Raw genomic sequence first — 26,484 nt, 5'->3', positions numbered from 1 at the left:
AAGATGAAACATGATGATAAAATCGCGGCGATTGGATGAGGAAAAGCCATGCCCCGTATTACTCGCAGTGCCCTGGTGATGTTCAGCGCCGAACAGATGTTCAAGCTGGTCAATGATGTTCACGCTTATCCGGAGTTCCTGCCCGGTTGTGTCGGCAGCCGTGTCCACGAAGCCGGCGATGACTATATGACGGCCTCGGTCGATGTGGCCAAGGCCGGGATTGCCAAGACCTTTACCACCCGCAATCTGCTCGATGCCAACCGGCAGATCAAGATGGAGCTGGTAGAGGGGCCCTTCAGCAAGCTGGCGGGCTGGTGGACCTTCACGCCACTGGACGTGGATGCCTGCAAGGTGGAGTTTGATCTCGACTTCGAGTTCACTTCCAAACTCATCGAGCTGGCATTCGGCCAGATCTTCCGCGATCTGGTGAGCTCCATGGTGCTCGCCTTCTCCAACCGCGCCAAGGTGGTGTACGGTGCCTGATCAACTCAACATAGAAGTGGTCTACGCCCTGCCCGAGCGGCAGACGGTGCTGCGGCTGCGGGTGCCTGCACAGACCTCAGTGCTGGCCGCCCTCGAGCAATCCGGCATAGTGCAAAAACACCCCGAGATCGATCTGGCGGTCAACAAGTTCGGCATCTACAGCCGACCGGTCAAGGGCTCCGAGTTGCTGCAAGATGGCGATCGCATCGAGATCTACCGTCCGCTCATCGCCGATCCCAAGGAGATGCGCAAGAAGCGCGCGGAAAAGGCCAAGGAGGAAGGACGTGCCGATGTGGTCACGGGTGGCCGTCCCAATGCCAATCGCAAACACTCTGACTAAATGCCTGCATTGGCACGACACCGCATATAAAAAAGGCGCCTTGGCGCCTTTTTTGATCCCGTCATCCACCTGCCAAGTTAAGACGCTTAACTACAGCTGGAGCAGTCGCTCGTTCTCGACCACTTCGCAGCCGGCGGGCTGGCGGGAGAGGGCAATCATGGCGCGGGCCACCTGGCCGGCCTCGATGGCGCGCCAGCGGCGCAACCTGCCTACCAGCAGCGGCTTCAGCAAGGGGTAGATGGCCTGGAGAAACTGCTCCGAGCGGCGCGGCGGCTGGCGATCGCCCAGCAACATGGCGGGGCGCACGATGGCGAGTCGCGGCCAGGACTGGGCCAGCAGAGCCTGCTCCATCTCCCCCTTGGTGCGCGGATAAAGGGCAGGGGAGTGCGAGTTGGCCCCCAGGCTCGAGACCACCACCAACCGCTGGCAGCCGTGGCGACGGGCCAGTTCGGCAAAGGCCAGCACATAGTCAAGATCGACCCGTCGAAAGGCCTCGGCCGAGCCGGCCTCCTTGCGGGTAGTGCCAAGGCAGCAGAAGGCGAGATCCACCGGTTCGGACAGATTCACCTCGGCCAGCATATCGAAATTGACCGGCAGCCAGTGGTGGGCGGGTTGCGGTGGCCCGGGCCTACGACAGAGCAGGGTCAGTTGGTGCTCTGCGGGTAGTTGTCGCACCAGCTCGCGGCCGATGAGGCCGGTGGCTCCGGCGATCAGGATCCGGCTCATGCTGCTCTCCCTGTGTGATGAAAGTGACGCCCGCATCCGCTGAGGGGCTGCCCTCTGCCAGCGGGTCGTCCGTGGCTGGCGGCGCTAAAACAAAACCGGCGCGAGGCCGGTTTTGTGGGTGGGATCAGAGCGGGGTATGGAAGGCCGCTGGCAGCGGGAAGTCGCCGGTGGCCGTGGCCAATCTGTCGTTGGCAAAGGTCAGGGTGAGTTCCTTGCGCTCTTTCTCGCCGCGCCCCGGCTGGAATTCATACAGGTAATACCAGGTGTTCGGGTCAAAGCCATCGCGCAGCATGGCGGAGCCCAGCACGAACTCGACCTGCTCGCGGGTCATGCCCTGGCGCAGTTTGTCGACCTGTTTTTGTTCCACATAGTTGCCCTGAGGAATATCGATGCGATAGACCAGGCTGCAACCAGACAGGGTGAGGGCGGTCAGGGCCGCGGCAATCAGGTGTTTCATCCGCATATCGAGTTCAGATCATCCATTCAAGTCTTTTACGCTGGCCGAATCATACCTACTCCCTTGGCGGAAGTAAAAGCCATGGAAAAAATAGCCAGAGGGCGCCTGGCCCTCTGGCAGATGGGATCACTCCTCAATGGTTGGGATGGGGCGGACCAACCGCAGCATGACGCTGGATATTCCTATTCCGCCAACGTTGAAGGTTTCCCCGCTGCCGGCAAAGTTCAGAAAGTCATATCCTTCCCCCCCCGAGCTGTCTGAACCAAAGGCGATGTTGGTCAGTGCCCAAAGTTTTTGTTCAGCTGCGTGACATGCAGTTTTGACATCATCGGGAGCCTCGATCGACTGTCCGGTTACCTCATCCCACTTGGGCGCCGCGTCAGCACACAGGGTTTCCTTGTCTGCTGCTATCTGTGATTGGAGGGATGTCGAAGGGTAACCTTGTGCCGCATAAATGGCCGGCTGGCACTGGTTGTTGTAGAGGGTAAACAGCTCCTTGATGTCTGGGGCACGCCAGGGTTGTGCGGGTATGCCAAGCCGGTCGTTGGCCTGTTTGATAATGCCCATCAAGGAATTGTCTTCAACGTTGGCACGGGTTGAAATAAACGCTGGTGTGCCTTCGCAGCTGGTGCCATCGGCACTTGCGTGCTGACCATAGGGACAATAGAGCCACTGCAGACCGGTGGCTCTGTCGTTGACCACCTGCAGCTTGCCCTCGGCCGTGTCGATCTGTTCGCTGACGAAGCGGCTGTTGTCGTCCTGATAGCCAGGCAGACATTCGTGTGCCTGGCTGGTGAGCGGCAACAGGGTGGTGATCAACAATAGGGGGGGGAAATAGCGGTGCATCTTATTCTCCTGTGACCTTGAAGCCATCGCTGACCAGCATGACGTAATGGGGTTGATACTGGCGGGCAATATTGCCTCTGAGGTCAGAGCCTGGTCGTACCTTGTAGGCATCCGGTCCGCCATCATCCTTGTCCCAGGTACCGACCGGACGGCTCACCGGCATGACATCGGCCGTCCAGAAGCCGTAGAAGATGCCTTCCAGCTCATTCCATTTGCCGTGGGTGTATGCCAGGCCGGAATAGAGCGGAAAATAGCGTGTGTCGAGCGCTATGGGGTTCTCCTTGGTCAGGGTCATGATGCCGTAGAACTCCTGCTGGCTGGGGGCGCGCCAGTTTCCAAGACCACATAGCTTGCTTCGATTGACCTGCGTGATCTGGCGTTTCAGGTTGCAACGGCTTCTGTCGCTGACCAGGGTGCCACTTTGCGGGTCATAGCAACTGCCGTTGAAGGCGTTGTCGCTCTGGATATCGTCATAGGCAAACAGGCTCTTGTCATCGTGCAGGGAGGACTCCCCATCCTTGTGCTGCACCTTGGTTTCCCACACCAGTCCGCTCAAGGCGTCGGCCACGCAGGCGAAGGGCAACTGCTTGTAGGAGAGATCCTGACGAGGCAGAGGTTGGCCCTGGCTGTCCAGCTTGATGTAGCGAGCGCCAAGTACCCCATCCTGATTGCTGTTGACGGCCTGGCCACTCAGGGGATCGCAGCGGTTGTCGAGATCCCGCCCCCGCTTGCCGTCATCGTCTCCCATGCTGTGGGTGATGCGGGTATCGGCCACATGCAGCTGGCCCGCCCGATAGTGCAGCGGGGCGCTGATAGTACCGCCTTCGCCCATCACCCTTATCTGGTAGTCCTGATAGCGAGCGAGCCCGCTCAGGGTAATGCGAGTCTGCTGGCTGCTAGCTTGCTGCTCGGCGTGTTCAATATGCTCGAACGGAGTGCGTCCCCAGCCAATCCGGTACTGACTCGCCCCCTCCTGGGGTTGCCAGCCGAGGGTGACCCAGTGGCTGTCATCCTGTTCCTTGCCTTGGCCCAGAATGGCCAGCCCGATCACCTGATCCGACAGTACCTCGCGCTGACAGACCGCAGAGATGGGGCTGTTGGGGTAGGGGGTGATCCAACTGCCCGGTGTGCTGGTGCCGGGATAGAGAGGGGCATCGCTCTCCGAGTTGCGGATAAGGCCAGCCGCCGCCTTGATGATGTGGGAGATGTTCTTGTCGCTTTGGCTGTTGAGCAGTGGCCCAAGTCCGCTGTTGTCGGCGAGGGCGGTCTCCAGCTTGAACAGGTCTGGTATCTGGTTGTCACGGGAGACGGTGGAATACTCATTGGCCATGTTGATCTCCAGCCAGCTCAGCAGTTGCTGGCGAAAATCTGTGCCTTCGATCAAGTTGACGGGCTGTTGCCAGAGCTCCCCCTCGGCTTGTAGGGCGACCATGGCCGCCAGCAGCTCGACCTGGTGTCTCGGCAGCGCCTTGAGTTTTTGATCCAGCTCCGCCAGGGTCCAGGCTTGCCAGCCCAGGAATGAGCCCATACTGGCACTGAGGGTGGTTTTGAGCAGCAAGGCTTGTTGAGCCGTACTGGTATAACCCACCTGCAGGCGCGGGAATTCGCCGGCGGTGAGGATGCCGTCCCGGTTACTGTCCTGCTTGACCAGCTCGCACAGGGAGCCCAGGACGGATCGCAACTCCACCTCGCTCTGCCCATCCTGCACTACCAGGGTGAGGGTGTCCTGCATCAGGTCGTCGCTGGTGTCGCTCTTGCCTGGCTGGCAAGCGGCGAAGCTGTTGTTGAGATCCGGCAAGGTGAGGGTGAGGCTGTACCGGTTGCCTTGCTTGACGGCGAGCCCGTCAAGCATCCGGCCATCCTGGGCCCGGATGGGGAGTCGCAGTGGCCGGATGGGGCGTTCCGGTTTGAAGTAGTGCTGGTTAAGGCCATCGTGATTGGGCTTGGCGCCGATCTCCACCGTGATCGTCGGCTCGGCAAGGCGTGAGGGGAATATCCCCTGCAGGGTCAGCTGGCGGTGGGGATGGAAGGTGGTGAGCAACTGATAGGCCGGGGAGCGGGTATCCAGGGTCGCCATGGCCTTGCTGGCTGCGACCAGTTTGGTCTCGGTATCGACAGGCAGTGCCGTCCCCTGCTGGGCGGCATAGTGCAACAGCCCTTCTTGCAGTGTGCTGCCCGGCAGTGACTGCTGGCGGGCGATCACATGCCCGGCCAGCCTGGTGAGCTCGCTGGCAGGCAGTGGGATATCCCCATCCAGCACGAGCTGCAGTAGTGCGGTCAGTTCGCGAGCGAAGCCGTGATTGAGTTGTGGATCGCTGACCAGCAGAGCAGTGACATCCTGCTTGCCCTCCCGTTTTTGCAGTGCTGTGGTGAGGTTCTGGTATGCCAGCAGCATGGGGGAAAGGTGCAGATGGGGTACCTCCTGCTCGGTGATGATGCCATCCCCATTCTGATCCTGTCTGAGCAGTTGCTCCAGCGAGGGCAGTTGGCTGCTGAGGATGGAGGCACTCTGCTGGCGGTGGCTGGCGGTCAGGCTCAGTGGTTTATCCTGCGGCCACTGACTCAGCTTGAGCTTTAAATCAAAGCTGCCGTCGGCCCGGATATTGGCAGGCGTACAGACCTTGTCGGCGCAGAGCTGAATCGCGAATTGGGCCCCCTGCTGGTGGCTGACGGACAGCGTGCCCGCCAGATCCAGGCTGGTGGGTTGATGGGGCTGGTCTGGCTCCTTGCCCGGTTGATCCGGCGATGTGGGCGGGGTCACAGTACCTGCGTTGCCTGCGTTGCCTGCGTTGCCTGCGTTGCCTGCGTTGCCTGCGTTGCCTGCGTTGCCTGCGTTGCCTGCGTTGCCTGCGTTGCCTGCGTTGCCTGCATTGCCGCTACCGCTCCCCGAATTTGTGTTGTTGTTATTGTTGGTCCCTGTGTCCTTATCGGGTGTCGAGGTGGCGGGCTGCGTGGTCTGACTGCCGCCGTTATTGCCGTTGGCATTGTTGTTGCCGTTATTTCCTTCCTGACCCGGGGTGCCCAGCTCGGCCTTGCATGCCAGCAAGGCCAGGCAGCAGAGGGCCAGGGACAGTGATCGCGTTGTCCTGAACAAGATCGACTCCATTATTGTGATTTAAGTTATTAATCAAGCAAGCCAGCTATTTATTGCTATTTTCATTAATAAGGTAGACTTATTTGCTGTTTTATTTATCAAAATTACAAATTCACTCTGCGAATTATTTCTAAAGATGATAATGATATTGATTCTCGTTTAAGATCTCAATATGATGTTTCCGCTGTTTAATTTCAGGCATAAAAAACAGGGACACTAAAAATGGACATGCGAGTTTGGGATTACCTTGGGGATTATCTGAAGGATGACACCGGCGCCACGGCGATCGAATACGGCATTCTGGCGGCCGGGCTGGCGGCCGGGATCCTGGCCATTTTCGGGTCGGACGGGATCTTTATCACGGCCTTGAAGGAGAAGTTCACCACCATAGTGGCCGGGTTGAACATGGATGCCGCCGGCAAGTGATGGCGCCCGGGCAATGGCTGGCCATCCTGATGGCGTGCTGGTGCCTGGTCAGCGACCTGTTTGAACGGCGGATCCCGAACTTGGCAGTGCTGGTACTGGCACTCTGGGCACTTTGGTTGCTGCCGTTCAATCTGCTCTCGCTGAGCCTGGCTCTGCTGACCTTGCTGCTGGGACTGTTTGCCTATCACAGGGGCTGGTGCGGGGCCGGCGACAGCAAGTTGCTGGCGGTCTGCCTGTATGGCGCGTCTGAACGCTGGCCCGAGCTGCTGCTCTGGATGGCGCTCTCGGGCGGCGTACTCAGTCTGGTTTGTCTGGCTTATGCCCGTTTACGGCCATTTCCCGGCCCCGTCACTGTGCCTTATGGATTCGCCATCCTGTGGGCGGCGAGTCTGACCACTCCTCTATTTATGTAGTCACACCCAATGAAGAAACTCTTCTCTCTTATCGCTGCACTGCTGGTGCTGGCGGCGATGCTGGCTGCCTTCTGGCCGGTTGAACCGGCGCCGCAGACGGCTGTGCCACCGGGCGAACAGGCGCCGGAGCCAGCTGCCTCGGCCCGCCTTGCCCAAGTGCTGGTGGCGGCTCACCGGGTACAAGCCGGCGCCTTCATTCATCCCGAGGATCTGGTCTGGCACACCCTGCCTGCCGCCGAGGAGATGAACCTGCCAGGGCTCTTCCTGTTCGGGTTTACCGATACCAAGGCGCTCAAGGGCAGTCTGGTCACCCGCACGCTGGAGGCGGGCCAGATCGTCTCGGCCGATGATCTGGTGCGCCCCGAGCAGAGCCATTATCTCTCCGCCATGATGGCCCCCGGCATGCGGGCCGTGACCCTGGCACTGGGACGGGAGGCGGCCAGTCATGGCCTGATCCGGCCCGGTAACCGGGTGGATGTGATCCTCACCAGCAAGCATACCCACCAGCGCAATGCGCAGGGGGCCGAGGTGACCAGCAAGCAGTCGGCAGAGATCATCCTGACCGACATCAAGCTGCTGGCCATCGATGCCCAGGTCACCGATATCGCAGCACTCAACGGCACAGTGGCGGCGCAGGACAACTTCGATCAGGTCGCCGTGACCTTCGAGCTGGCCCCGAGCGCGGCGGCCCGATTGCTGCTGGCTCATCGGCTCGGGGAGCTGGCCCTGGTGCTGCGCTCGGCCCAGGCCGCCCCGACGGGCAGTGAGGCCGTGACCCTGCCAGCAGGGAGCCTGATATGGGCCGAACAGGTGGCCCGTGGCCAGAACCCGAGGGCCCTGCCGGGTCACGGCGTCCGGATCAGTTATGGCGACGGCAACGACCGTAACCGCCAACCTTAATCAACTCAGAAAGGACACGATGTTGCGAACACTCGCCATGGTGCTCGCCCTGCTGCCGTTATGGGCAGTGGCGGCCGAGAGTCTGACTCTCACCCCAGAGCAGTCCACCCTGCTCAATTTCGATGAACCCGTGCTGGATGCTTTCGTCGCCAACTCCGAGTTGGTTCGGGTACACAGCCCCTCCGATCAGCAATTGCTGATCTATGGCCGCAAGGTTGGCCGCACCGATCTGGTGGTGACGGCCCTGGATGGTCGCACACTGGGTCACTACCGGGTACAGGTGGTGGCGGATCTCGCCCCCCTCAAGCAGCTGGCCAGGCAGCATTTTCCCCAAAGTAGACTCAGTTTCAGCGAGTCTGGCGGCGCCATCGTGGTGGCGGGGGAGGTGACCAGTCCGCTGCAGGCCCACGAGATTTTGACCATGGTGGAGGGGTTCGCCAAGGGTATCCAGCCACAGGGAAGTGCCCTGAGTACGACGGCCCCCGTCCCGCCCCAGACTAACAACCAGGATGAGGGGGCCGCGGTCGCCGGTGGCGGCAGCGGGCAATATGCTCACGTCATCAACCAGTTGCGTCTGGCGGGATCGGATCAGATCAACATATCGGTACGCATCGTCGAGATGCAGCGTACGACCAGCGAACAGCTGGGATTGCGCTGGAGTGCCATGGGGGAGTATCTGCAACTGGGGGTATCACCGGGCAACCGCTTCCCCAAACCTGCCGAACGGGGCAGCTGGAGAGGCAAGAAGGATGTGGTCTACATCAACGCCATCATAGATGCGCTGGTGGAGAACAGTCTGGTCAATGTGCTGGCCGAGCCGAACCTGACTGCAAAATCCGGTGAAGCCGCCACCTTCATGTCCGGCGGCGAGTTCCCCTTTCCGGTAGGCAATGGGGACAACGGCCCGGAGATCGAGTTCAAGAAGTTCGGTATCTCGCTGGAGCTGACTCCCACCTTGCTCGACAACAACCGCATCAGCCTGACGGTGTCGCCCGAGGTGTCGACTCTGAGCCGGGAGAACAGCGTTTCCATCGCCGGGGTGGTGGTGCCAGGCATAGAAACCCGTCGTACCACCACCACCATAGAGCTGGCGGATGGACAGAGTTTCGCCCTGGCCGGTCTGGTGCGCACCCATCGCAACCAGAGCAGCGAGGCCCTGCCTTTCCTTGGCGAGATCCCCGGGCTTGCCCCCTTCTTTGGCAGCAACGGCTTCAAGAACCAGGAGAGCGAGCTGGTGATCATCGCTACCGCCCGACTGGTGCAGCCCACCAGCGATCCGCTCTCCCTGTCGACACCGCTGGATCACTATCGGGCGCCAAGCCGGTTCGAGCGGCTGTTCTTTACCGACATGGGCTCAACCGAGCGACCGGGCGCACAAGCGACCCGCCTGTTCGGCAACTACGGCTACAGCTACTGAGGGAAGTCATCATGTTAAAAGAGACACTGCTGCTGGCCCTGGCGTTACCGCTGCTGGCCTGTACCACTCCCCCCCCTACCGCCCCGCTCACGGATCGGCTGCGGTTCCAGGTTGCCCCGTTGCAACTGCAACAACGGCTGCAATGGCAGCTGGCCCCGCTGGCCAACAGGCTGGAATCCGGCTCTCTGCACCTGCGGATCACGGGCCCGCAACCGGGGAGCCATGAGCCGACTACGGAGGCGCTGCGCCAGCAGCTGGCCCTGTGGCTGGCGCTGGAGACCCGTCTCACCTTCATCCCGGCGACCCGGCAAGAGTATGAGGTCGAGCTTGACGCCACCCTGCAACCCGAGACCTGCCGCTATGCCCAGGGGGGCTCCCCGTCGTCCCCAAGCGCCTGTCTGGTGCTGCGTAACCAGTACCGTGCCCAGAGCCATGTCGAGCACTGGGCCCGCGGCGCCCGCTATGACGGCAGTGGCAGTGCCCTCGATGCCGGCGCCGTGCAGCGTCTCTATCAGGGCAAGGCCAAATCGGCCAAGAAACAGCAGACGACGGGGGAGTAGTGAATGAGTGAACAAGTCAAACAGCTGGTGGCCGTCACCCGCCAGCCTGCTCTGAGTGCCGGGGTCAACCAGGTTCTGGCCCGGCTGGCCGAGGTCGAAACCCGGCAGGTTCCGGGCTCCCTGGCCGAGGCCAGGGCCCACTGCCTGACGCAAGGGGCCCCCGATATTCTGCTGGTGGAGGTGGATAATCCGCAGACGCTGGCGGCCGATCTGGCCGCCCTCGCCGAGTGTTGTCCACCCCAGATGCGGCTGGTACTGCTGGGGGAGCGGGGGGATGTGACCCTGTTTCGCTGGCTGATTTCGGTGGGGGTGGATGATTACTATCCGGCACCGCTGGATCCCGATGCCCTGCGCACCGGCCTGTTGCGTCTGCTGGGGGTCCCCCTTGCCACCTCATTGCGCAAGGGACGGGTGATCTGCGTGGTGGGTGCCGCCGGCGGGGTGGGCACCAGCACGGTGGCCGCCAACCTGGCCATGGCGCTGGCCGACCGGCATCACCGCCAGGTTGCGCTGCTGGATCTCAATCTTCACCACAGTCGCCACCCCATACTGCTGGGCAGCGACTATGCCCCTCCCGGCGAGCAGTGGTGGCAGGCGACCGAGCGGCTCGACGGTATCCTGCTGGCGCATACCGCCCATCAGCTTGGGCCCAGACTCTTTCTCTTCTATGACGAGGGGCAGCAGCTGGTGCTTGGTGCCGAACAGCTGGTGGCGGCGGTCAACGTGATGGCGGAGCACTACAGCACCCTCATCATAGATGTACCGGATCTGCGCAGTCATGCGCTGCAAGCCTTGTTGCAGCAGGCTGACGTGGCGATCTGGCTGCACGATTTCAGTCTGGGGGCGCTGCGGCTGCTGGGGCAATTTCCGCAAGGCGGGCCGGCCCAGCGCCGCCTGCTGGTGGGCAACCACTGTCGTGGCAAGGAGGGACGGGTCCCGGCGCAGGCGCTGGAGCGCGTCTGTGGTCAGCCCCACGCCGCCGTGCTGCCCTACGATCATGGCGCCTTCGTGCGTGCCGAGCGAGCCGGGCAGCCGTTGATCCAGCAAAAGAGCAAGCTGGCTCGCGCCCTCACGTCATTGGCCGCCGAGCTGGTGGGGGCTCAGGTCGCGGGACGAGCCCGGGGCGGGAGGCGCTGATGTTTGGACAAGCCAATAGCCGACAGCCATCGGTGTCAGGGGCTCTGCTTACCCTGTCTGATGCCGCGCGGGAGGCTTTCTACGAGCTGGTCGAACCCTCGGTGGCGGCGACCTTGCCGCGCGCCGCGCTGCTGGAGCGGGTGGCCAGTGCCCTCGCGCAGCTCTCGGCCCGTCGCATGCTGCCCTATAACCGCCAGGAGCTGGCTCAGCTCGCCCGCCAGCTGGTGGACGAGATGGTGGGGGTGGGGCCGTTGCAACCCCTGCTCGATGATCCCGAAGTATCGGATATCCTGGTCAATGGCCCTGACAAGGTCTATGTGGAGCGGCACGGCAAGCTGACCCTGTCGGGCGTGCGTTTTCGTGACCGCCAGCATGTGTTCAACGTGGCGCAGCGGATCGTCAATGCGGTAGGGCGGCGGGTGGATGAGTCCACCCCCATGGTGGATGCCCGGCTGGCCGATGGCAGCCGGGTCAACGTGATTGCGCCTCCCATCGCTCTGTGCGGCACCACCATCTCCATTCGCAAATTTCCCAGCGCCCGTCTGACCCTGGCCCATCTGGTGGAGAAGGGGGCCCTGTCCGATGCCATGGCCCGTTTTCTGGGGCTGGCGGCGCGCAGCCGCTTCAATGTGCTCATCTCGGGGGGGACGGGCTCGGGCAAGACCACCTTGCTCAACGCCCTGAGCAAGCACATCAATGATGACGAGCGGATCATCACCATAGAGGATGCCGCCGAGCTCTCCCTCGATCAGCCTCACTGGGTACCGCTGGAGACTCGCAACGAGAGTGCCGAGGGCAAGGGGGAGGTGAGCGTTCGCGCTCTGGTGCGCAACGCCCTGCGGATGCGGCCGGACCGGATCATCCTGGGGGAGGTGCGCGGTGCCGAGGCGTTTGACATGTTGCAGGCGATGAATACGGGCCATGACGGCTCACTCTGCACCCTGCACGCCAACACCCCTGAAGATGCGTTGCTGCGTCTGACCAACATGTTGCAGATGGGGGCTGAGCGGCTCTCCGAGCAGATCATCCAGGCCCAGATCGCCAGCGCGGTAGATCTGGTGGTGCAACTGGAACGGATGCGCGACGGTCAGCGCCGCATCACCGCCATCAGCGAGATCACCGAACTGGCAGAAGGACAAATCCGGATGCGGCCGCTGTTTCGCTTCGTGCTGGAGTCCGAGCTGCACGGCAAGCTGCAGGGCCGCTTCAGCGTCCACCCTCTCTCGGCCGCAGTAGCAGAGAAAGCCCGTCAGGCCGGCTTGCTGAGCGAGCTGCAATCCTGCATGGCGAGTGCCGGGGAGCTGGTCTCATGAACACGCTCATTCTGGTGTGCCTCTGCTGGGGGCTGGCCTGTCTGCTGCTCTGGCAATGGCAGAGCCGATGCGATGCCTGGCAGCAGCAGTGTCAACGTTATGGTTATCAACCCGCGCAACAGAAGAGGGCAAGGCCACGGCCCCACTGGCATCAGCAGATGGTGACCATGGTGGGCCAGGAGCAGCTGACCCGCTGGACCTGGCAGGGCCCGATAGGGGCGGCCCTGGCCTGCGTCTTGCTGGCGGCCAATGGCATGCCGCTCTGGCTGGCGGTGTTGTTGGCGGCAGGAGGGGCTTTGGCCCTTGGGCTGGTGCTCTATCAGCAACTGCAACAGCGGGCGCTGGAGCAGTTTCGAACCCGGTTGCCCGAGGTGATCGACGGCATGATACGGGCGCTGCGGGTGGGGGCGCCGCTGGCGGATATCTTCCAGCTGGTGGCCCGCCAGCAGCGCGGTTTGATGTCGCGGCTGTTTGCCCAGATGCACGACGAGTTGCAGGTTGGCCAACCGGTGGCGCAGGTGATGCAGCAGGCGGCGAGTCGGGTCGCGGTGGCCGAGTTCCAGTTTCTGACCATAGTGCTCAGCCTGCAGCAGGAGACAGGAGGCCGCCTCTCCGAGGTGCTGGCGCAACTGGTGGAGACTCTGCGTGCCCGCCAGACCCTGGCGGCCAGCATTCAGACCATCACGGCCGAGAGCCGCAATGCCGCCAAGGTACTGGCTGCGCTCCCCGTCATCATACTGCTGGTGCTGTTCACCACAGGGCGGGAGCACTTCACCTATTTGATGACCACGACCAGCGGCCAGTGGGTGCTGGGCTATGTCTCCATCAGCGTGGCGGTCGGGCTCTGGCTCATCCGTCGCCTCACGCGTCTGCAGGGGTAGCCCATGACAGTCATGCAACTTTTCGGATTGGCGCTGAGCTGTTTCGCGCTGGCCGCGCTGGCCGGCTGGCATGGTTACCGGCAGCAGCAGCAGTGGTTGGCCCAGAGCCGTCGCTATGGCCCGTCTCGTCAAGGGAGGGACGTGGCGCGGGACTGGCTGGCCTGGTGTGGTCGTGGTTATCCGGTCGGTGCCCGGGAGCAGGCCCGCTTGCAGCAACTGCTGGCGCAGGCGGGGATCTTCTCCCGCCATGGCTTTGACCGGCTCAGGGCGGCCAAGCTGTTGGGCGGACTGGGAGGGGCTATGGCGGCCTTGCTGTGGCGTCAGCTGGCGGCGCCTGCTGACGGCTTCACCCTGATGTGGGTGCTGGTGGCCTATGTGGTGGGGGCCGGGGTGCCTGAGCGCTGGCTGCAATGGCGCGCCCGCAAGGTGAAGGCGGCGCAGCAGAAAGTGGTGCCCGACGCCATCGATCTGCTGGTGATCAGTGTCGAGGCGGGGCTGGCCCTCGATCGGGCCCTGCTGCGGGTCGGTCACTATCTAGGGGCGCTGGAGCCGGGCCTGGCCCGCCAGTTTTTGCGCACCCATGCGGAGATCCAGATGCGCGGCGATCAGGCAAGCTGCCTGGCCAGACTCGCCTGGCGCACCGGACTGCCCGAACTGGAACGTCTCGCCAATACCCTGCAGATGGCCCAGCAGTACGGTTCGCCGCTGGCCGAGACCATGCGCACCATCAGCCAGGAGGCGCGCCAGATGCGCCGGTTGGCGCTGGAGGAGCAGGCAGGCTCCTTGCCGGGCAAGATCACCCTCATCCAGATGGCGCTCATCATGTTGCCCATGTTGGTGCTGATCATTGCCCCCACCCTCAACTTGTTGATCAACAGCCTGCGCTGAGCGGGCCACAGGACTTGAAATGCGATCACGACTTCATCACCTGCTGCTGCTGGCCCTGCTCGGGCTGGCAGGTTGCAGCAATCACGGCGATACCCGGCAGCAAAGCCAGAGCAATGGCATGGCAGTAGCCAAGGCGGCGTTCGACTCTGCCCAGTATGACAAGGCGGAACGGCTCTATCAGGCCTTGCTGGTGGACGATGCCAGCCTGGAGGAGGCGCAGCTGATGCTGGCCCGCACCCGCTATCAGCAAGACAAGAAACAGGCGGCGCGCGATGGCTTGCAGCAGTTGCTGGACAAGGGCGGCAAGCAGGGGGCTCAGGCCGCCCACTATCTTGGCAAGTTTCTGCTGGATGATGGCCTGACCGCCGAGGCCGCGCGAGTCTATCAGCAGGGGCTGGCGCTGGGCGGGCTTGGTCTGGACGAACGGGCGCGGCTCAGCAATGGTCTGGGGGTGGCCAGCTTGCAGCAAGGGGCGTTTGGCAAGGGGCGCCAGCAGTTTGAGGTGGCGGTGGCGGCGGCTCCCGACGAGCCCGACTATCGTGCCAACCTGGCTCTGGGCTGGCTGATGGAGGGCAACAAGGTGGCGGCCCGGCAGGCATTCGAGCCCTTGTTGCACTACCAGAGCCTGCCACCGCGAGTGGAGATGAACTATGTCTTGCTGCTGTTGGCCGAGGGCAATGAGTCCCAGGCCCGCCTCATACTGTCGCGCTTTCTCAGCGCCAGTCAGCTGGAGCACGACATCAGACTGCTCAAGGCACAGCTGGGGCGGGGGCAAGGGGCGTGAGAGGCCAGCGCGGGGTGGCCAGCATAGAGCTGGTGATCATATTGCCGCTGCTGCTGGCACTGCTGTTGCTGGTGGTGGATGTGCTGCGGGTGCATCTGCAATACAGCACCCTGGAGCATGGCTTGCGATCCGTACTGCGTGAGCTGCAGGCCGAATCGACAGCGGGGCGGATCCCCTCGGCCGACGGGATCCGCCTTCGCTTGCAGCAACGGGGGCGAGGGGAGCTGGACGCCGTGACGGTGAGCGTCAACCACCATGTGTCGCTAGAGGCCATGCTGGGCCAGGAGGAGGGTAGCCCGGATCCCGCCAGCGAAACCCGATTGCCTGCGGATCCCGTGCTGGAGGTGACGGCCAGGATCCGTCCCCGTCTACAGCTCACTCCGCGCTGGCTGATTGACGAGCGCGAACTCAGCTATCGGAGCACCCTGCTGCTGCTCACCGACCGGCTACCGGCTGGAGGTGCAGGATGAGCCGTTGTTTCCGGCGGCAGTCATTTCCCGGCCCGGACACCATGGGCGGCAGCATCAGCATGGAGGCGATGTGCTTCATTCCCGTGCTGCTGGCCCTGCTGAGCTTTGGCAATGAAGCACTGCAACTGCTGCGCCTGGAGCAACGTCTGCACAATGTGGCCTACAACGTGACGCAGATAGTCACCCAGCAGGGCACGGGGCAAAATGCCGCCGCCGTGGCACAGCTGGCCTTCTATCAGCGCTTCGTGCAGGGTCAGTTGTCTGCGCAGCAAGGGGGGCAGGCGGCACTGACCATAGAGCAATACAACAGCGCCAATGGCGAGCTCGTGCCCCTGTTGCAGGGTACTGGTTGCGCCGGGCAGGGCAACTGGCCGCCACTGCGGGTCGGCACCCTGATGCGGGTCACTCTCTGTTATCGCCTAGGGCAAGGGGAAGGTGGCATGTTCAGCCGGTTCTGGGCGGGTCGTACCCTGACCACCCACTTTATTCAGGAGATCCATTGAATGGGACTGCCCTTACGCCAGGGGGGCGGGCTCTCCCCCGCCTTCGCCTTGATGTTGACAGGTGTGCTGGCGTTGACCGGCGTGGTCATCGAGCTGGTGCGAGGCTACAGCGGCCAGAGCCTGCTCAGCGCGGCCGCCGATGCGGTGCTTTACTCGGCCGCTGACAGCGACAGTGCGGTGGAAGATGCCGCCGCGCTGGTTCAGGCCAATCTGGCGGGCCGTCATTTGCAGGTGGGCCCGCCCGCTCTGAGCCAGAACGAGCAGGAGGCTCAGGTCATCTTGCAGGGAGAGGTGCCGGCACTGATGACACTCTCCGCCATTGGCACAAGCGGTGATCTGCCGGTAGCGGCGGCAGCCCGTGCCAGCAGCGCCCGTACCCGCCTAGAAATTGCCCTGGTGCTGGATGTGTCCAACTCCATGTCAGGGGCACCGATGAAGGCGATCAAGCAGGGACTGACGGAGTTTGGCGAGGTGTTGTTTGGCCGCGAGCGGCGCAATCAGGACAGAGTGGTCAGCATCATTCCCGCCACCGGCCTGGTCAATATCGGGGATCATCCCGAACTGTTTCAGCCAGAGAGCCTGGCATTCCCCTTCGGATTGCAGACGCTGGCCAATGAGCGAGGCTGGAGCAATTTGCTGACTCGAGAGGTACCGGGACGCCAGCGCAAGGCATTTTGCGCTCGCCTGCCGGAGCATGTGGATGGCATCGTTCGGCTGGCCGAACTGACTCCGGGCTGGATCCGCAAGCTGGAACTGGCCCCGCGTGGTGAGGCGCAACTCAGCCTGCACTACAGCACCAAGCCGCCTGCCATCCAGCAGTATGAGGATGGTACTCCCCTGCAGGCATATGCCCCACGGGAGAACCCCCTGGAGCGTTATCTGGAGAACCGGCGTGACAAGCTCGGCATCTTCGATGATCCGGATTGCGGGGTGAGCCCCATTCAGGCGCACCTGTCGACCCGGGCCGCGTATCGTCAGGCACTCGATACCCTCCATGCCGCCTTCAACACAAATACGGCAGAGGGGGTGATGTGGGGCTGGCGGCTGCTCTCGCCACAGTGGCAGGGGCGCTGGCGGCAGGGGGCCGCCGAACTGCCGCGCCCTTACGGGCAGGCGGATAACCGCAAGATCCTGGTGCTGTTCTCGGATGGAGAGCACATGGGGCCCGAAGCGGCGCTGCGGGATCGCAAACAACTGCTGTTATGTCGGGAGATGAAGCGCAGGGGGATCCAGGTCTATACGGTGGCATTCGAGGGGGATGCCCGTTTCGTGGCGCAGTGTGCCAGCGAACGCTCGCTGGCCTACAAGGCCACCAGCGGCAATATCAGGACAGTGCTGACCCGACTGGCCAGCGCCATCAATGATGTGGTGCTGATAAAGTAGTGCCATAGCGTGCAAGAAAGAGGGGCCAAATTTGGCCCCTCATCTGATCTCATCTCATCTGTTGAACATCCGGTTTACATGGCGGCGCGGAAGATGGCAACGATCTCTTCGTGGCTCGCCTGCTTCGGGTTGGTGAAGCCACAGGCGTCTTTCAGGGCGTTCTCGGCCAGCAGGTTGAAGTCGTCTGCCTTGACGCCGAGCTGCTCCAGCCCGGCCGGGATCTTGACGTCGCGCGCCAGCTGCTGAATGGCGGCAATGGCGGCGGCGGCCCCTTGCTCGTCATTCATGGCACTCACGTCCATCCCCATGTGACGGGCCACGTCCTTCAGGCGAGCGGCACACACCTGGGCGTTGTAGGCCTGCACGTGGGGCAGCAGCACGGCGTTGCAGACCCCGTGCGGCAGGTCGTAGAAGCCGCCCAGCTGGTGGGCCATGGCGTGCACGTAACCGAGGCTTGCGTTGTTGAAGGCCATGCCGGCCAGGAACTGGGCGTAGGCCATCTGCTCGCGGGCGTGCAGATCGTCCCCCTGATTGACCGCGGTGCGCAGGTGCTTGGCGATGAGCTGGATGGCCATGATGGCGCTGGCATCGGTCACCGGGGTGGCGATGGTGGAGACATACGCCTCGATGGCGTGGGTCAGCGCATCCATGCCGGTGGCGGCGGTGAGGCCGGCCGGCTTGGCCAGCATCAACTCGGGGTCGTTGACCGACATCAGCGGGGTGACGTGCTTGTCGACGATGGCCATCTTCACGTGGCGGGCCTCGTCGGTGATGATACAAAAGCGGGTCATCTCGGAGGCGGTGCCGGCGGTGGTGTTGATGGCGATGAGCGGCAGCTGCGGCTTGGCGGAGCGATCCACCCCTTCGTAATCCTTGATGCTGCCACCGTTGGCGGCCACCAGAGCGATACCCTTGGCGCAGTCGTGAGGCGAGCCTCCGCCCAGCGAGATGACGCAGTCGCAGCCATTGGCCTTGAGCATGGCCAGGCCCGCTTCCACGTTGGTCATGGTCGGGTTGGGTTTGGTCTCGTCGAAAACTGCGCTTTCAATGCCATGTTCTGCCAAGAGGGCGGCGACCTTGGCGACCACGCCGATCTGATTGAGGATCTTGTCGGTGACGATCAGCGCCTTGCGATGGCCATAACCCTTGATATCGGCTGCCGCCTCTTGCAGGCAGCCTGCTCCCATCAGGTTGATTGCGGGAATGTAGAACTTGAATGTCGCCATGATGGACTCCGTTTTATTAGCCATTAAGTGGTATACGGGCGCCAACATAACATCGTCAGAGGGGATGAAAAGGGGTCAATGGTATCTGCTTTGCAACTTTATGGACTCGATCACGTACCGGAAACATGGGGCGCGACAGGGATTGACAAGGGCCCTTGCCCGTTCGTGGGCAGAAAAACGTTTTTCAATTAATTCATCAGGTTAGCAAACGTTTTGCGCCGAATTTGTCACTGTCAATGCAAGGAAGTGTGAGATGCTTCAAGGAATTGGAAAGCGCTTTCGACCATAGTTGGCGCCTCCCCGACGAGGGGAGTGAAGGCTTGAAAGTACCATAAAGAATCATCTTAACTTGCCCCCTGACCATGCTGGTGGGGAGCAACCAGGAGTCCACTATGTCTGATGTATTTCACTTGGGTTTGAAGAAAGCGGATCTGCAAGGCGCCACCCTGGCGATCGTCCCTGGTGATCCCGAGCGCGTGAAGCGCATCGCAGAGCTGTTGGATAACCCGGTGCACCTGGCCAGCCATCGTGAATTCACTACCTGGCGCGGCGAGATGGACGGCAAGGCCGTGATCATCTGCTCCACCGGTATCGGCGGTCCGTCCACTTCCATCGCGGTGGAAGAGCTGGCTCAGCTGGGCATCCGTACCTTCCTGCGCATCGGCACCACCGGCGCCATCCAGCCGCACCTGAACGTGGGCGACGTGATCGTCACCACCGGTTCCGTGCGCCTCGACGGTGCCAGCCTGCACTTCGCGCCGATGGAGTTCCCGGCCGTGGCTGACTTCGACTGCACCACTGCGCTGGTCAACACCGCCAAAGAGCTGGGTTCCAAGCTGCACATCGGTGTGACTGCCTCCTCCGATACCTTCTACCCGGGTCAGGAGCGTTACGACACCGTATCCGGCCGCGTCGTGAGCCGTTTCCAGGGTTCCATGAAAGAGTGGCAAGCCATGGGCGTGCTGAACTACGAGATGGAATCTGCCACCCTGCTGACCATGTGCACCAGCCAGGGCCTGCGCGCCGGTATGGTGGCTGGCGTCATCGTCAACCGTACCCAGCAGGAAATCCCGAACGCCGAGACCATGGCGAAAACCGAATCTGATGCCATCAAGATCGTGCTGGGCGCCGCCCGCAAGCTGATCTGATAGCACCACACCGAGTGGGGGGTGGGGGCCGTTGCGAAAGCACGGCCCCTATCTTTATCCGCCGTTTACCGTTTTGCTCCTCTTCTGCTTGTCTGCCCCTTGTTTCCCTGCTTCGGGTTACCCCGGTTGCTCCGTCATGGCCGCCAGCGCCTGCGCAAAGGGGGCCTCACTGCGGATCTGCATCGGTTCGCCGCTGACCGGATGAACAAAATCGAGTTCACTGGCGTGCAGCATCAGCCGCGGCGCCTGCTCGCAGCCGGGCGGCAGCAGGCCGCCATAGAGATCGCAACCCAGGATGGGATGGCCCAGCTGCTGGCTGTGGATGCGCAGCTGGTGGGTACGGCCGGTCTCCGGCACCAGTCTGACCCAGGTCAGCGGCACGGTTTGTCCCTGAATCTGCTGCTCCAGCCGCTCAATCACTTGATAGCGGGAGCGGGCGGGTTTGCCGTTGACGGTGCAGATGCTCATCAGCGGAAACAGCGCCGGATCCTTGGCGATGGGGGCGTCGATCACCCCTTCCTCTTCGGCCAGGTGGCCGCACAGCAGGGCGCTGTAGGCCTTGCTCACCGTGCGCAGGCTGAACTGGCGGCAGAGCAGGGCGTTGATGGCCTTGTTCCTGGCCACCAGCATGATGCCCGAGGTACCAAAGTCGAGGCGATGGACCAGGGCGCAGCCGGGGTAATCCTGCACCAGACGATGGTGCACCGAGTCGAGGTTCTGCGGGTTCTTGCCCGACAGGCTCAGCAGGCCGCTCGGCTTGTTGATGAGTAGCAGGTGCTCATCCTCGAACAGGATCTCGATGGTGGCCGCACAGGGCGGGGCGATGAAGGTGTCGACGATGACGGACATGGGGCGCACGGTTAGAAAAGGGAGGGGGATCATACCCTAACCGGCGAAGCGCGGCGAACTGACGTGAGTACGGCCGGCAAGTGATTGATCTGTTTGGCCAAGGCGTTTTGTGACTCCCTCCAGAGTTAATCCTGCCGCAGCTTGCTAAGGTATGGCTCCCTGTCATGTTGTAAGGAGTCCGTCCATGGTGTTGCCTGTTATTCTCGATTGCGATCCCGGCCACGATGATGCCATCGCCCTCATCCTGGCGCTGGCCAGCCCCGAACTCAAGGTGCTGGCGGTCACCACCAGCGCCGGCAACCAGACGCCGGACAAGACCCTCAACAATGCTCTGCGCATCCTCACCCTGCTGGGGCGTGACGACATTCCGGTGGCGGCGGGGGCGCCCAAGCCGCTGGCCCGGGAGCTTATCATCGCCGACAACGTCCACGGCGAATCGGGTCTCGATGGCCCCAAACTGCCGGATCCGGGCTTTGCCCCCGTGGCCATGACCGCCCTTGAGCTGATGGCCAAGTGCCTGCGCGAGAGCCCTGAGCCCGTGACCCTGGTGCCGACCGGCCCGCTAACCAACATCGCCCTGCTGCTGGCGGCCCACCCCGAGCTCAAATCCAAGATCGCCCGCATCGTGCTGATGGGCGGCGCAGCGGGAGCAGGCAACTGGACCCCAGCGGCGGAGTTCAACATTTATGTGGACCCGGAAGCGGCCGATATGGTGTTCAAGTCGGGGCTCCCCATCACCATGTGCGGGCTGGACGTGACCCATGAGGCGCAGGTGATGGACGAGGATATCGAACGGGTACGCGCCATCACCAATCCGGTGGCCCAGTGTGTGGCCGGTCTGCTCGACTTTTTCATGATCTACCACCGGGATCCCAAGTGGGGATTTGCTGGCGCGCCTCTGCACGACCCCTGTACCATTGCCTGGTTGCTGGCCCCCGCACTGTTTCACGGGGTCGAGTGCCGGGTCGATATCGAGACAGGCGGCACGCATACTAGCGGCATGACGGTGGTGGATCGTTACGGTCTGACCGGCAAAGCGGCCAATGCGCTGGTGTTGCTGGGGCTGGATCGGGCCGGTTTTATCGATCTGCTGGTCACGCGGCTGCGGGCCTTTGACTGAACGCAGTTCCACTCTTGCAAGAAGGGGCGAAGCGATGTGGAAGACAGGGCTGGCACTGCTGGCCGGGTTGCAACTGACGGGGTGTGCCACGCCGTTCGAATCGATGTGGCAGGGGCTGGCGACCTGCGAGCTGGACGATCTCTATCTCGACAGCGAGACCGGCCAGCCGGTGCACCCGCAGCTCAAACACTTCACCCCCTACAAGGTGACGGACGGCTTTGCCTGGTACAAGACCCGCCAGGATCTGCACGGTCTGCCCATCAGCGGCTTTCTCATCCCCTCGTCCACCTTCGAGGTGCATGCCCTGTTTGTGGATACCCCCATCGCCAATGCGCGGCGTCTGACCCACAACGCCTATGGCAGCGAGTTTTCCGACGAGCAGCAGCACGACGCCGGGCTGGCGCCCCTGCTGCTGCGCGACCCCAACAACCCCAAGCGCTCCATCATCGACTGCACCAAGGGGGAGACCCAGGATCCATTGCCGGAGGAGCCGTTCCCCGAGTGAGGGCTCTGTCGGCCGGGCCACTGATACAAGAAGGGCCAGCCTTGTCGGCTGGCCCTTCTTTATTTGACGGATTGGCTTGCCCCAGTCACAGACGATCAAGTCCGTGGCTTCAGGGGTAACCCAATGTCTCCTTGATGGCCGGCAGTTGGGCCTTTATCCAGGCAGGATTGATGGGTCCCCAGTCACTGATGCGATAGTGCCCCTGCAGATGACGAGCCCCCTCGGTCTGCTCGAAGCCGCAGCTGATGTCCAGCTCGGCCAGGGCGCTGAGCGTATCCTGCGCGGTGCGGCGCGGCATGCCGGTTGCCTCCATGATGGCCGGCACCGTATCCGTGCCCTGGCTGATGAGCCAGGCCACGTAGAGCCGGCGATAGAAGCTGGTGCGCGTCTTGCTCGGCTCACTCATTGTCCGTTCCTCCGGCAAGCTGCTTCGCTCATATCTCATCCTCGAGCCGATCGAAATAGCGCCAGGTGGCGATGGCTGCCTTGCCCATCACCAGAGCCCAGATACCGAACCAGAACCAGCGGAAGAAGCTCCAGGTGGAGGCGTCGGGCTCGGTGCTCTCAATCTTGGTGACGTTGGGGAACATGGAGAACATGTTGATGCGCCAGCCGTAGGAGGTAATGATGGCGAGCCGCTTTTCGAACTCCATCGACTTGGCCTTGGCCTGCACGTCGGCGGCGTTGAACTTGAAGTAGAAGGGCCAGCCCCACTCGGTGTCTTCGTTGCGGAATACGCGGATCTTCTCACCGGGCCGCTCGGTGTAGATGTAGTAGACGTCGGTGGTGGGACCGTCGGCCGGGTTCTTCTGGCTGATGGGACCATCCTTGTCGGTGCGTTTCACCTCGACCCCGGTGATGGTGGCGATGGTGTGCTCCGGCAGATAGAAATCGAGCCAGATGGCGGAGACGAGGGCGATGAGCCCGAGGCCGATGAAGGCCGGTTTCTTGAAGGACAGCTTCATGATGATCTCGCATGAGGGGGAGTGACGTGCCTCTACCATACCCACATTTGGTGAGGTAGCCCAGCCCCTAATGAAGCCATGTTATAAAAAAGAGCGTTTAAAACAACAACAAGCCGTCAGCTTCATTAACAGCAAGGCCCCGGATCCGGGGCCTTGTCTGCACTCACGAGGGCGTGGTTACAGCTGGAACTGGGCCAGTTGCTTGCGCTGCTGCTCGGCGAGCTGTGACAGTTCGTGACTGGCGGCGGCACTCTGGCTGATACCGGCCGCGTTCTGATTGACGATCTCGTAGATGTTGGTGATGTTGCGGTTGATATCGGCGGTGACGCAGGACTGCTCCTCGGCGGCGGTGGCCACCTGGGCGTTGGCGCCGTTGATCTGGTTGACCGCTTCGGTGATGCCACCCAGCAGCGCCTGCACTTCGCCGGAGAGTTGCTGGTTGTGGGCCAGGATGGCGAGGGTCTCCTGCACGCCGCTATTGGCCGACTGGGACTGGCTCTGCAACTGCTCGATGATGGCCTGGATCTCCTTGGTGGAGTCCTGGGTGCGGGCTGCCAGCATGCGCACCTCGTCGGCCACCACCGCAAAGCCGCGGCCGGTTTCGCCGGCGCGAGCGGCCTCGATGGCGGCGTTGAGGGCCAGCAGGTTGGTCTGCTCCGAAATCCCTTGAATGACCTCGATCACCTTGCCGATCTGCTCGGACTGGGACTTGAGCTGGGCCACCTGCGCGGCGGCGCTCTCGAGGCTGCCCGCCATGCGGCTGTTGGCCTGGATGCTCTCGGCAAACAGCGTCAGCCCCTGCTCGACCCTGTCGTTGGCATCGCGCGCCAGTTCATCGGCCAGGGCGGCGTTGTGGTTGACGTTGTCGGCGGTGCTGGCCAGCTCGGTGACGGCGGAGGCCACCTGCTCGGTCTCGCTGCGCTGCTGCTGGGCGTTGGCTTCGGACTGGGTCATCACGGCGGCGAGCTCGGTGGCGGCGGAGGCCACGTTGCCGCTGATGCCGGTCAGGGTCTGGATGGTGTTGCCAAGCTGGGTCAGGGTCTGGTTGATGTCGGCGGCCAGTTGGCTCAGCTCGTTGTCGCCGTCGGCGGCGGCGCGCACGTTGAAGCGGCCCTGGGCCACGGCGCGCATCACCTGCTGCAGCTGGCCGATGGGGCGCACGATCCGGCCGGAGAGCCACCAGCCGCCGAACAGGGCAGCCAGCAGGGCTGCCCCCATCAGCAGCAGGGTACGCAGCAGGGTGGCGTGGTAGTGGGCCTGCTCCTGGGCGATCTCATCCTGGATCAGCTGGTTGATATGGGCCGACATGGCATCGATCTGCTTGATGAGATCTTCCCCCAGTTCGCGAAAGCGCAGGCGGGCCTGCTCATAGGCCGCGGGATCGCCGCTGCCCTGGTGCTTGGCGGCCAGCAGCGGCAGCATGTTGTTGCGGGTGTGGCCGAGGTAGGCCTGCAGGGCGGACGCCACCCGGCTGTTGTCCTGCTCGGCGCCGGCGATGGCCAGTCTGGTCAGGATGGCGCCGATCTCCTGTTCGGCGGCGGTCAGGTCACCTGGCAGCGTGGCAAAGCGCTCGGGGTCGTAGAGGCCATAGATGGCGGTGGTGCGCAGCCGGTAGGTGGCGTGGATCAGGGTGGCGATATCGTCCTTGTGACGGGTTACGCTGACGGTGGTGTCATTCATGTCGCCGATGGCGCTGTCGATGTCCTGCTTGCCGATCCCGATCATCAGGAGCATCAGCAGGCTGGCGAGCAGGAGAGGAATGAGGACTTGCAGACGGATAGAGAGGTTGTTCAATGACATGAAAGATCCTGACCCAGAAGAGGAACAAGGCGGCATCTTACACAGGCGCGACAAACCTTGTCACAGGTTTTTATGGCTGAAATCATGCTGAACGAAAAGGTTTTTTCTTGTGTTAAATGAATGTGATAGGCAAGATCGTCGGTCTGTTACCATGGAGGTGTAGTGTGTCCGACTGGATCGATCCTGCCATTTTGGCGCTGTTTATTCCCACGTTCTTTTTTGTCTCCGTGACCCCCGGCATGTGCATGACCCTGGCGATGACCCTCGGCATGAGTCTGGGGGTGCGCCGAACCCTGCACATGATGTGGGGGGAGCTCATCGGGGTCGGCCTGGTGTCGGTACTGTCGGTGATTGGGGTGGCGGCCGTCATGCTCAACTACCCGGCGCTGTTTGCCGCCTTCAAATACGTGGGCGGGGCCTATCTTATCTGGCTCGGCATCCAGATGTGGCAGGCCAAAGGCAAGCTGGCGATCCCGGCGGATCTGTCGGCGGCCCAGGAGACCCGTCCCCTGGCGCTGGCCATGCAGGGCTTCGTTACCGCCATCGCCAACCCCAAGGGGTGGGCTTTCATGGTCTCCCTGCTGCCCCCCTTCATCAACGCGGCCAAGCCGATGGCGCCGCAGATCAGCGCCCTGGTGGCCCTGATCCTGATCATCGAGTTCTCCTGCCTGCTGCTCTACGCCAGCGGTGGTCGCACCTTGCGCCACTTCCTCGCCAAGAGCGGCAACGTCACCCTGATGAACCGGATCGCCGGCTCCCTGATGTTTGGCGTAGGGGTCTGGCTGGCGCTGGGTTGATGCCATCGCTTGCCAGCTGACCTGATTCTGCCGAAAAGCCCCGCCCAGCGGGGCTTTTTCGTGATGCCTGCGGATACAAGGAGCGAGCATGAATGCGGTCGTCGGGGCGGGATGAGGGAGGCTGGCCACATTTGCTTACATTTATCCGGTTTGCAAACGCCCGCAATATCGTCAGTCTCGAATGGCATTCTCTTGCAGCCGCACGAGGATGCGAACGGTCCATTTTTAACATTCTGAGCAAGGAGAATTAAGGATGATGAGGCTAACCAGCATCGCATTGCTCCTCTTTGCCGGCGCGGCGGTCGCCGGCAAAGAGAGGAACCTCGATTTTTACAACATCAAGGAGCCGCAGCTTATCGAGTTGTTTGCCCGGCAGCAGGGTTCGCCGGGTCAGTCGATCAGGGATTTTTCCGGGCTCTTTCTGGGCAATCCCTACGTCGCCAACCGGCTGGTCGGCTCGAGCGATACCCAGGAGCAGCTGGTGGTGGATTTTGGCGGGCTCGATTGTTTCACCTATCTGGATTACGTCGAGTCACTGCGTCGCGCAACGAGTGTGCATCACTTCATCGAGAACGTGATGCACACTCGTTACGTGAATGGTGAGGTCAACTACCTGACCAGAAAGCACTTCTTCTCCGACTGGGTGCACGGTGACAACAAGGTGAACGACGTGACCCATCTGGTGGGGGGCGCCGTGGTGACCACGGCCAAGCAGCTCAACCAGAAGGCGGACGGTGGCCACTACATTCCGGGGCTGGGGGTGACGGCGCGGGACATAACATACATTCCCTCCGCCAGCATCGACGAGAACACCCTGAGTCTGCTGGAAGAGGGCGACTACATCGGCATCTATACCGATCTCGCCGGGCTCGATGTGACCCACACCGGCATCTTCATCCGTGGCGAGAACGGCCCCGTGCTGCGCAATGCCTCCTCCCTCTCGAGCAAGATGCAGGTGGTGGACTCCCCCTTCCTGGAGTACGTGCAGAACAAGCCGGGGATCCTGGTCTACCGGGCCCAGGCCGACGGGTCGAGCTCCTAGGGCCGGCTTGA

At 62.5% G+C, this 26,484-nt stretch carries 29 protein-coding genes; 20 read left to right on the top strand and 9 right to left on the bottom strand.

Annotation, left to right across the window (positions count from 1 at the left end; all coding sequences use genetic code 11):
* The first annotated feature begins 48 nt into the window (after window positions 1–48).
* Entirely contained in the window at window positions 49–483 is a 435-nt protein-coding gene (locus AACQ43_RS03090; protein WP_016350141.1) for an SRPBCC family protein, read from the top strand.
* On the top strand, window positions 476–823 hold the full coding sequence (locus tag AACQ43_RS03085) for an RnfH family protein (RefSeq protein ID WP_017410004.1): 348 nt from the start codon (window positions 476–478) through the stop codon (window positions 821–823). Before AACQ43_RS03090 ends, AACQ43_RS03085 begins: the two co-directional genes overlap by 8 nt.
* 90 nt (window positions 824–913) lie before the next feature.
* On the opposite strand, the gene AACQ43_RS03080 is transcribed toward AACQ43_RS03085, so the two are convergent.
* From AACQ43_RS03080 to AACQ43_RS03065, 4 genes are all read right to left on the bottom strand, one after another.
* On the bottom strand, window positions 914–1,549 hold the full coding sequence (locus AACQ43_RS03080) for an NAD(P)H-binding protein (RefSeq protein WP_168965881.1): 636 nt from the start codon (window positions 1,547–1,549) through the stop codon (window positions 914–916).
* Window positions 1,550–1,673: 124 nt separating this feature from the next.
* Entirely contained in the window at window positions 1,674–2,012 is a 339-nt protein-coding gene (locus tag AACQ43_RS03075; RefSeq protein ID WP_168965879.1) for an outer membrane protein assembly factor BamE, read from the bottom strand.
* 120 nt (window positions 2,013–2,132) lie between these two features.
* Window positions 2,133–2,852: a DUF1566 domain-containing protein gene (locus tag AACQ43_RS03070; RefSeq protein ID WP_168965877.1), complete on the bottom strand. Its 720-nt coding sequence runs from the start codon at window positions 2,850–2,852 to the stop codon at window positions 2,133–2,135.
* Between the two features lies 1 nt (window position 2,853).
* Window positions 2,854–5,946 (bottom strand): DUF1566 domain-containing protein, encoded by a 3,093-nt coding sequence (locus tag AACQ43_RS03065; RefSeq protein ID WP_168965875.1) that lies wholly within the window; start codon window positions 5,944–5,946, stop codon window positions 2,854–2,856.
* Window positions 5,947–6,168: 222 nt separating this feature from the next.
* On the opposite strand from AACQ43_RS03065, the gene AACQ43_RS03060 reads away from it, so the two are divergent.
* The 13 genes from AACQ43_RS03060 to flpL are packed head-to-tail and all read left to right on the top strand — an operon-like array spanning window position 6,169 to window position 17,021.
* Entirely contained in the window at window positions 6,169–6,372 is a 204-nt protein-coding gene (locus AACQ43_RS03060) for a Flp family type IVb pilin (RefSeq protein ID WP_011705350.1), read from the top strand.
* Window positions 6,372–6,785, top strand: a complete 414-nt coding sequence (locus AACQ43_RS03055) for a prepilin peptidase (protein ID WP_016350147.1) — start codon at window positions 6,372–6,374, stop codon at window positions 6,783–6,785. Before AACQ43_RS03060 ends, AACQ43_RS03055 begins: the two co-directional genes overlap by 1 nt.
* A 9-nt stretch (window positions 6,786–6,794) precedes the next feature.
* Entirely contained in the window at window positions 6,795–7,685 is an 891-nt protein-coding gene (gene cpaB, locus AACQ43_RS03050; RefSeq protein ID WP_168965873.1) for a Flp pilus assembly protein CpaB, read from the top strand.
* 19 nt (window positions 7,686–7,704) lie between these two features.
* Window positions 7,705–9,102, top strand: coding sequence for a type 4 pilus assembly secretin FlpC (gene flpC / locus AACQ43_RS03045; protein WP_168965871.1), 1,398 nt, complete (start codon window positions 7,705–7,707; stop codon window positions 9,100–9,102).
* Window positions 9,103–9,113: 11 nt separating this feature from the next.
* Complete coding sequence (flpD, locus tag AACQ43_RS03040; protein WP_168965869.1) at window positions 9,114–9,662, top strand: Flp fimbrial biogenesis protein FlpD; 549 nt, start codon at window positions 9,114–9,116, stop codon at window positions 9,660–9,662.
* A 3-nt stretch (window positions 9,663–9,665) separates the two neighbouring features.
* The gene (locus AACQ43_RS03035; protein WP_168965867.1) at window positions 9,666–10,799 is read left to right on the top strand and encodes an AAA family ATPase; all 1,134 of its coding nucleotides are present in this window, start codon (window positions 9,666–9,668) and stop codon (window positions 10,797–10,799) included.
* Complete coding sequence (locus AACQ43_RS03030) at window positions 10,799–12,112, top strand: CpaF family protein (RefSeq protein WP_168965865.1); 1,314 nt, start codon at window positions 10,799–10,801, stop codon at window positions 12,110–12,112. The genes AACQ43_RS03035 and AACQ43_RS03030 overlap by 1 nt, the downstream gene beginning before the upstream one ends.
* Window positions 12,109–12,993 (top strand): Flp fimbrial biogenesis protein FlpG, encoded by an 885-nt coding sequence (gene flpG, locus AACQ43_RS03025; protein ID WP_168965863.1) that lies wholly within the window; start codon window positions 12,109–12,111, stop codon window positions 12,991–12,993. Before AACQ43_RS03030 ends, flpG begins: the two co-directional genes overlap by 4 nt.
* Window positions 12,994–12,996: 3 nt before the next feature.
* Window positions 12,997–13,881: a Flp fimbrial biogenesis protein FlpH gene (gene flpH, locus AACQ43_RS03020; RefSeq protein WP_168965861.1), complete on the top strand. Its 885-nt coding sequence runs from the start codon at window positions 12,997–12,999 to the stop codon at window positions 13,879–13,881.
* Between the two features lie 19 nt (window positions 13,882–13,900).
* Window positions 13,901–14,665 carry a Flp fimbrial biogenesis protein FlpI gene (gene flpI, locus AACQ43_RS03015; protein WP_168965859.1) on the top strand — a complete coding sequence of 255 codons (765 nt, stop codon included), beginning with the start codon at window positions 13,901–13,903 and terminating at the stop codon, window positions 14,663–14,665.
* Window positions 14,662–15,135: a Flp fimbrial biogenesis protein FlpJ gene (flpJ, locus tag AACQ43_RS03010; protein ID WP_016350156.1), complete on the top strand. Its 474-nt coding sequence runs from the start codon at window positions 14,662–14,664 to the stop codon at window positions 15,133–15,135. The genes flpI and flpJ overlap by 4 nt, the downstream gene beginning before the upstream one ends.
* The gene (gene flpK / locus AACQ43_RS03005) at window positions 15,132–15,638 is read left to right on the top strand and encodes a type 4 pilus assembly pseudopilin FlpK (RefSeq protein WP_168965857.1); all 507 of its coding nucleotides are present in this window, start codon (window positions 15,132–15,134) and stop codon (window positions 15,636–15,638) included. Before flpJ ends, flpK begins: the two co-directional genes overlap by 4 nt.
* Window positions 15,639–17,021 carry a Flp fimbrial protein FlpL gene (gene flpL, locus AACQ43_RS03000; protein WP_168965855.1) on the top strand — a complete coding sequence of 461 codons (1,383 nt, stop codon included), beginning with the start codon at window positions 15,639–15,641 and terminating at the stop codon, window positions 17,019–17,021.
* 74 nt (window positions 17,022–17,095) lie between these two features.
* Here the strand turns inward: flpL and yiaY are convergent, their stop codons facing one another.
* Entirely contained in the window at window positions 17,096–18,247 is a 1,152-nt protein-coding gene (gene yiaY, locus AACQ43_RS02995) for an L-threonine dehydrogenase (RefSeq protein WP_168965853.1), read from the bottom strand.
* A 392-nt stretch (window positions 18,248–18,639) separates the two neighbouring features.
* Here yiaY and udp point away from each other — a divergent pair, with 392 nt between their 5' ends.
* Window positions 18,640–19,395 carry a uridine phosphorylase gene (gene udp / locus AACQ43_RS02990; protein ID WP_011705364.1) on the top strand — a complete coding sequence of 252 codons (756 nt, stop codon included), beginning with the start codon at window positions 18,640–18,642 and terminating at the stop codon, window positions 19,393–19,395.
* Window positions 19,396–19,512: 117 nt separating this feature from the next.
* On the opposite strand, the gene AACQ43_RS02985 is transcribed toward udp, so the two are convergent.
* Window positions 19,513–20,277, bottom strand: a complete 765-nt coding sequence (locus AACQ43_RS02985; RefSeq protein WP_168965851.1) for an RluA family pseudouridine synthase — start codon at window positions 20,275–20,277, stop codon at window positions 19,513–19,515.
* 151 nt (window positions 20,278–20,428) lie between these two features.
* Between AACQ43_RS02985 and rihA the strand changes: the two genes are divergently transcribed.
* Together rihA and AACQ43_RS02975 are read left to right on the top strand one after the other, a co-directional pair.
* Window positions 20,429–21,364, top strand: coding sequence for a pyrimidine-specific ribonucleoside hydrolase RihA (rihA, locus tag AACQ43_RS02980; RefSeq protein WP_124253124.1), 936 nt, complete (start codon window positions 20,429–20,431; stop codon window positions 21,362–21,364).
* A 34-nt stretch (window positions 21,365–21,398) separates the two neighbouring features.
* A complete protein-coding gene (locus tag AACQ43_RS02975; RefSeq protein ID WP_016350162.1) occupies window positions 21,399–21,869 on the top strand; it encodes a hypothetical protein in 471 nt (156 codons plus the stop codon).
* 109 nt (window positions 21,870–21,978) lie between these two features.
* Here AACQ43_RS02975 and AACQ43_RS02970 read toward each other — a convergent pair whose 3' ends face one another.
* From AACQ43_RS02970 to AACQ43_RS02960, 3 genes are all read right to left on the bottom strand, one after another.
* A complete protein-coding gene (locus tag AACQ43_RS02970; protein ID WP_017779588.1) occupies window positions 21,979–22,275 on the bottom strand; it encodes a winged helix-turn-helix domain-containing protein in 297 nt (98 codons plus the stop codon).
* A 28-nt stretch (window positions 22,276–22,303) separates the two neighbouring features.
* Window positions 22,304–22,834 carry a DUF1523 family protein gene (locus tag AACQ43_RS02965; protein WP_016350163.1) on the bottom strand — a complete coding sequence of 177 codons (531 nt, stop codon included), beginning with the start codon at window positions 22,832–22,834 and terminating at the stop codon, window positions 22,304–22,306.
* Between the two features lie 177 nt (window positions 22,835–23,011).
* Window positions 23,012–24,634, bottom strand: coding sequence for a methyl-accepting chemotaxis protein (locus tag AACQ43_RS02960; protein WP_168965849.1), 1,623 nt, complete (start codon window positions 24,632–24,634; stop codon window positions 23,012–23,014).
* Window positions 24,635–24,798: 164 nt separating this feature from the next.
* On the opposite strand from AACQ43_RS02960, the gene AACQ43_RS02955 reads away from it, so the two are divergent.
* Together AACQ43_RS02955 and AACQ43_RS02950 are read left to right on the top strand one after the other, a co-directional pair.
* Complete coding sequence (locus AACQ43_RS02955) at window positions 24,799–25,431, top strand: LysE family translocator (RefSeq protein ID WP_076361270.1); 633 nt, start codon at window positions 24,799–24,801, stop codon at window positions 25,429–25,431.
* A gap of 253 nt (window positions 25,432–25,684) precedes the next feature.
* Complete coding sequence (locus AACQ43_RS02950) at window positions 25,685–26,473, top strand: DUF1460 domain-containing protein (protein WP_029303499.1); 789 nt, start codon at window positions 25,685–25,687, stop codon at window positions 26,471–26,473.
* The last annotated feature ends 11 nt before the right edge of the window (window positions 26,474–26,484 follow it).

The sequence above is a fragment of the Aeromonas sp. DNRA1 genome (genome assembly GCF_963888745.1).
Taxonomy (GTDB): domain Bacteria; phylum Pseudomonadota; class Gammaproteobacteria; order Enterobacterales; family Aeromonadaceae; genus Aeromonas; species Aeromonas hydrophila.
The sequence above is the reverse complement of the archived record's forward strand: the minus strand, read 5'-3'. Positions and strand labels throughout refer to the sequence as shown.

Excerpts from the sequence above, each read along its gene's own strand:
- AACQ43_RS03090 (WP_016350141.1), top strand. The coding sequence starts at position 49 with ATGCCCCGTATTACTCGCAGTGCCCTGGTGATGTTCAGCGCCGAACAG.
- AACQ43_RS02960 (WP_168965849.1), bottom strand. The coding sequence starts at position 24,634 with ATGTCATTGAACAACCTCTCTATCCGTCTGCAAGTCCTCATTCCTCTC.
- AACQ43_RS03080 (WP_168965881.1), bottom strand. The coding sequence starts at position 1,549 with ATGAGCCGGATCCTGATCGCCGGAGCCACCGGCCTCATCGGCCGCGAG.
- AACQ43_RS03055 (WP_016350147.1), top strand. The coding sequence starts at position 6,372 with ATGGCGCCCGGGCAATGGCTGGCCATCCTGATGGCGTGCTGGTGCCTG.
- AACQ43_RS02985 (WP_168965851.1), bottom strand. The coding sequence starts at position 20,277 with ATGATCCCCCTCCCTTTTCTAACCGTGCGCCCCATGTCCGTCATCGTC.
- AACQ43_RS03060 (WP_011705350.1), top strand. The coding sequence starts at position 6,169 with ATGGACATGCGAGTTTGGGATTACCTTGGGGATTATCTGAAGGATGAC.
- flpK (WP_168965857.1), top strand. The coding sequence starts at position 15,132 with ATGAGCCGTTGTTTCCGGCGGCAGTCATTTCCCGGCCCGGACACCATG.
- flpH (WP_168965861.1), top strand. The coding sequence starts at position 12,997 with ATGACAGTCATGCAACTTTTCGGATTGGCGCTGAGCTGTTTCGCGCTG.
- flpC (WP_168965871.1), top strand. The coding sequence starts at position 7,705 with ATGTTGCGAACACTCGCCATGGTGCTCGCCCTGCTGCCGTTATGGGCA.
- flpI (WP_168965859.1), top strand. The coding sequence starts at position 13,901 with ATGCGATCACGACTTCATCACCTGCTGCTGCTGGCCCTGCTCGGGCTG.
- AACQ43_RS02975 (WP_016350162.1), top strand. The coding sequence starts at position 21,399 with ATGTGGAAGACAGGGCTGGCACTGCTGGCCGGGTTGCAACTGACGGGG.
- udp (WP_011705364.1), top strand. The coding sequence starts at position 18,640 with ATGTCTGATGTATTTCACTTGGGTTTGAAGAAAGCGGATCTGCAAGGC.
- flpD (WP_168965869.1), top strand. The coding sequence starts at position 9,114 with ATGTTAAAAGAGACACTGCTGCTGGCCCTGGCGTTACCGCTGCTGGCC.
- AACQ43_RS03030 (WP_168965865.1), top strand. The coding sequence starts at position 10,799 with ATGTTTGGACAAGCCAATAGCCGACAGCCATCGGTGTCAGGGGCTCTG.
- AACQ43_RS03075 (WP_168965879.1), bottom strand. The coding sequence starts at position 2,012 with ATGCGGATGAAACACCTGATTGCCGCGGCCCTGACCGCCCTCACCCTG.
- AACQ43_RS02965 (WP_016350163.1), bottom strand. The coding sequence starts at position 22,834 with ATGAAGCTGTCCTTCAAGAAACCGGCCTTCATCGGCCTCGGGCTCATC.
- yiaY (WP_168965853.1), bottom strand. The coding sequence starts at position 18,247 with ATGGCGACATTCAAGTTCTACATTCCCGCAATCAACCTGATGGGAGCA.
- cpaB (WP_168965873.1), top strand. The coding sequence starts at position 6,795 with ATGAAGAAACTCTTCTCTCTTATCGCTGCACTGCTGGTGCTGGCGGCG.
- AACQ43_RS02950 (WP_029303499.1), top strand. The coding sequence starts at position 25,685 with ATGATGAGGCTAACCAGCATCGCATTGCTCCTCTTTGCCGGCGCGGCG.
- flpG (WP_168965863.1), top strand. The coding sequence starts at position 12,109 with ATGAACACGCTCATTCTGGTGTGCCTCTGCTGGGGGCTGGCCTGTCTG.
- AACQ43_RS03035 (WP_168965867.1), top strand. The coding sequence starts at position 9,666 with ATGAGTGAACAAGTCAAACAGCTGGTGGCCGTCACCCGCCAGCCTGCT.
- AACQ43_RS03070 (WP_168965877.1), bottom strand. The coding sequence starts at position 2,852 with ATGCACCGCTATTTCCCCCCCCTATTGTTGATCACCACCCTGTTGCCG.
- AACQ43_RS02970 (WP_017779588.1), bottom strand. The coding sequence starts at position 22,275 with ATGAGTGAGCCGAGCAAGACGCGCACCAGCTTCTATCGCCGGCTCTAC.
- flpL (WP_168965855.1), top strand. The coding sequence starts at position 15,639 with ATGGGACTGCCCTTACGCCAGGGGGGCGGGCTCTCCCCCGCCTTCGCC.
- rihA (WP_124253124.1), top strand. The coding sequence starts at position 20,429 with ATGGTGTTGCCTGTTATTCTCGATTGCGATCCCGGCCACGATGATGCC.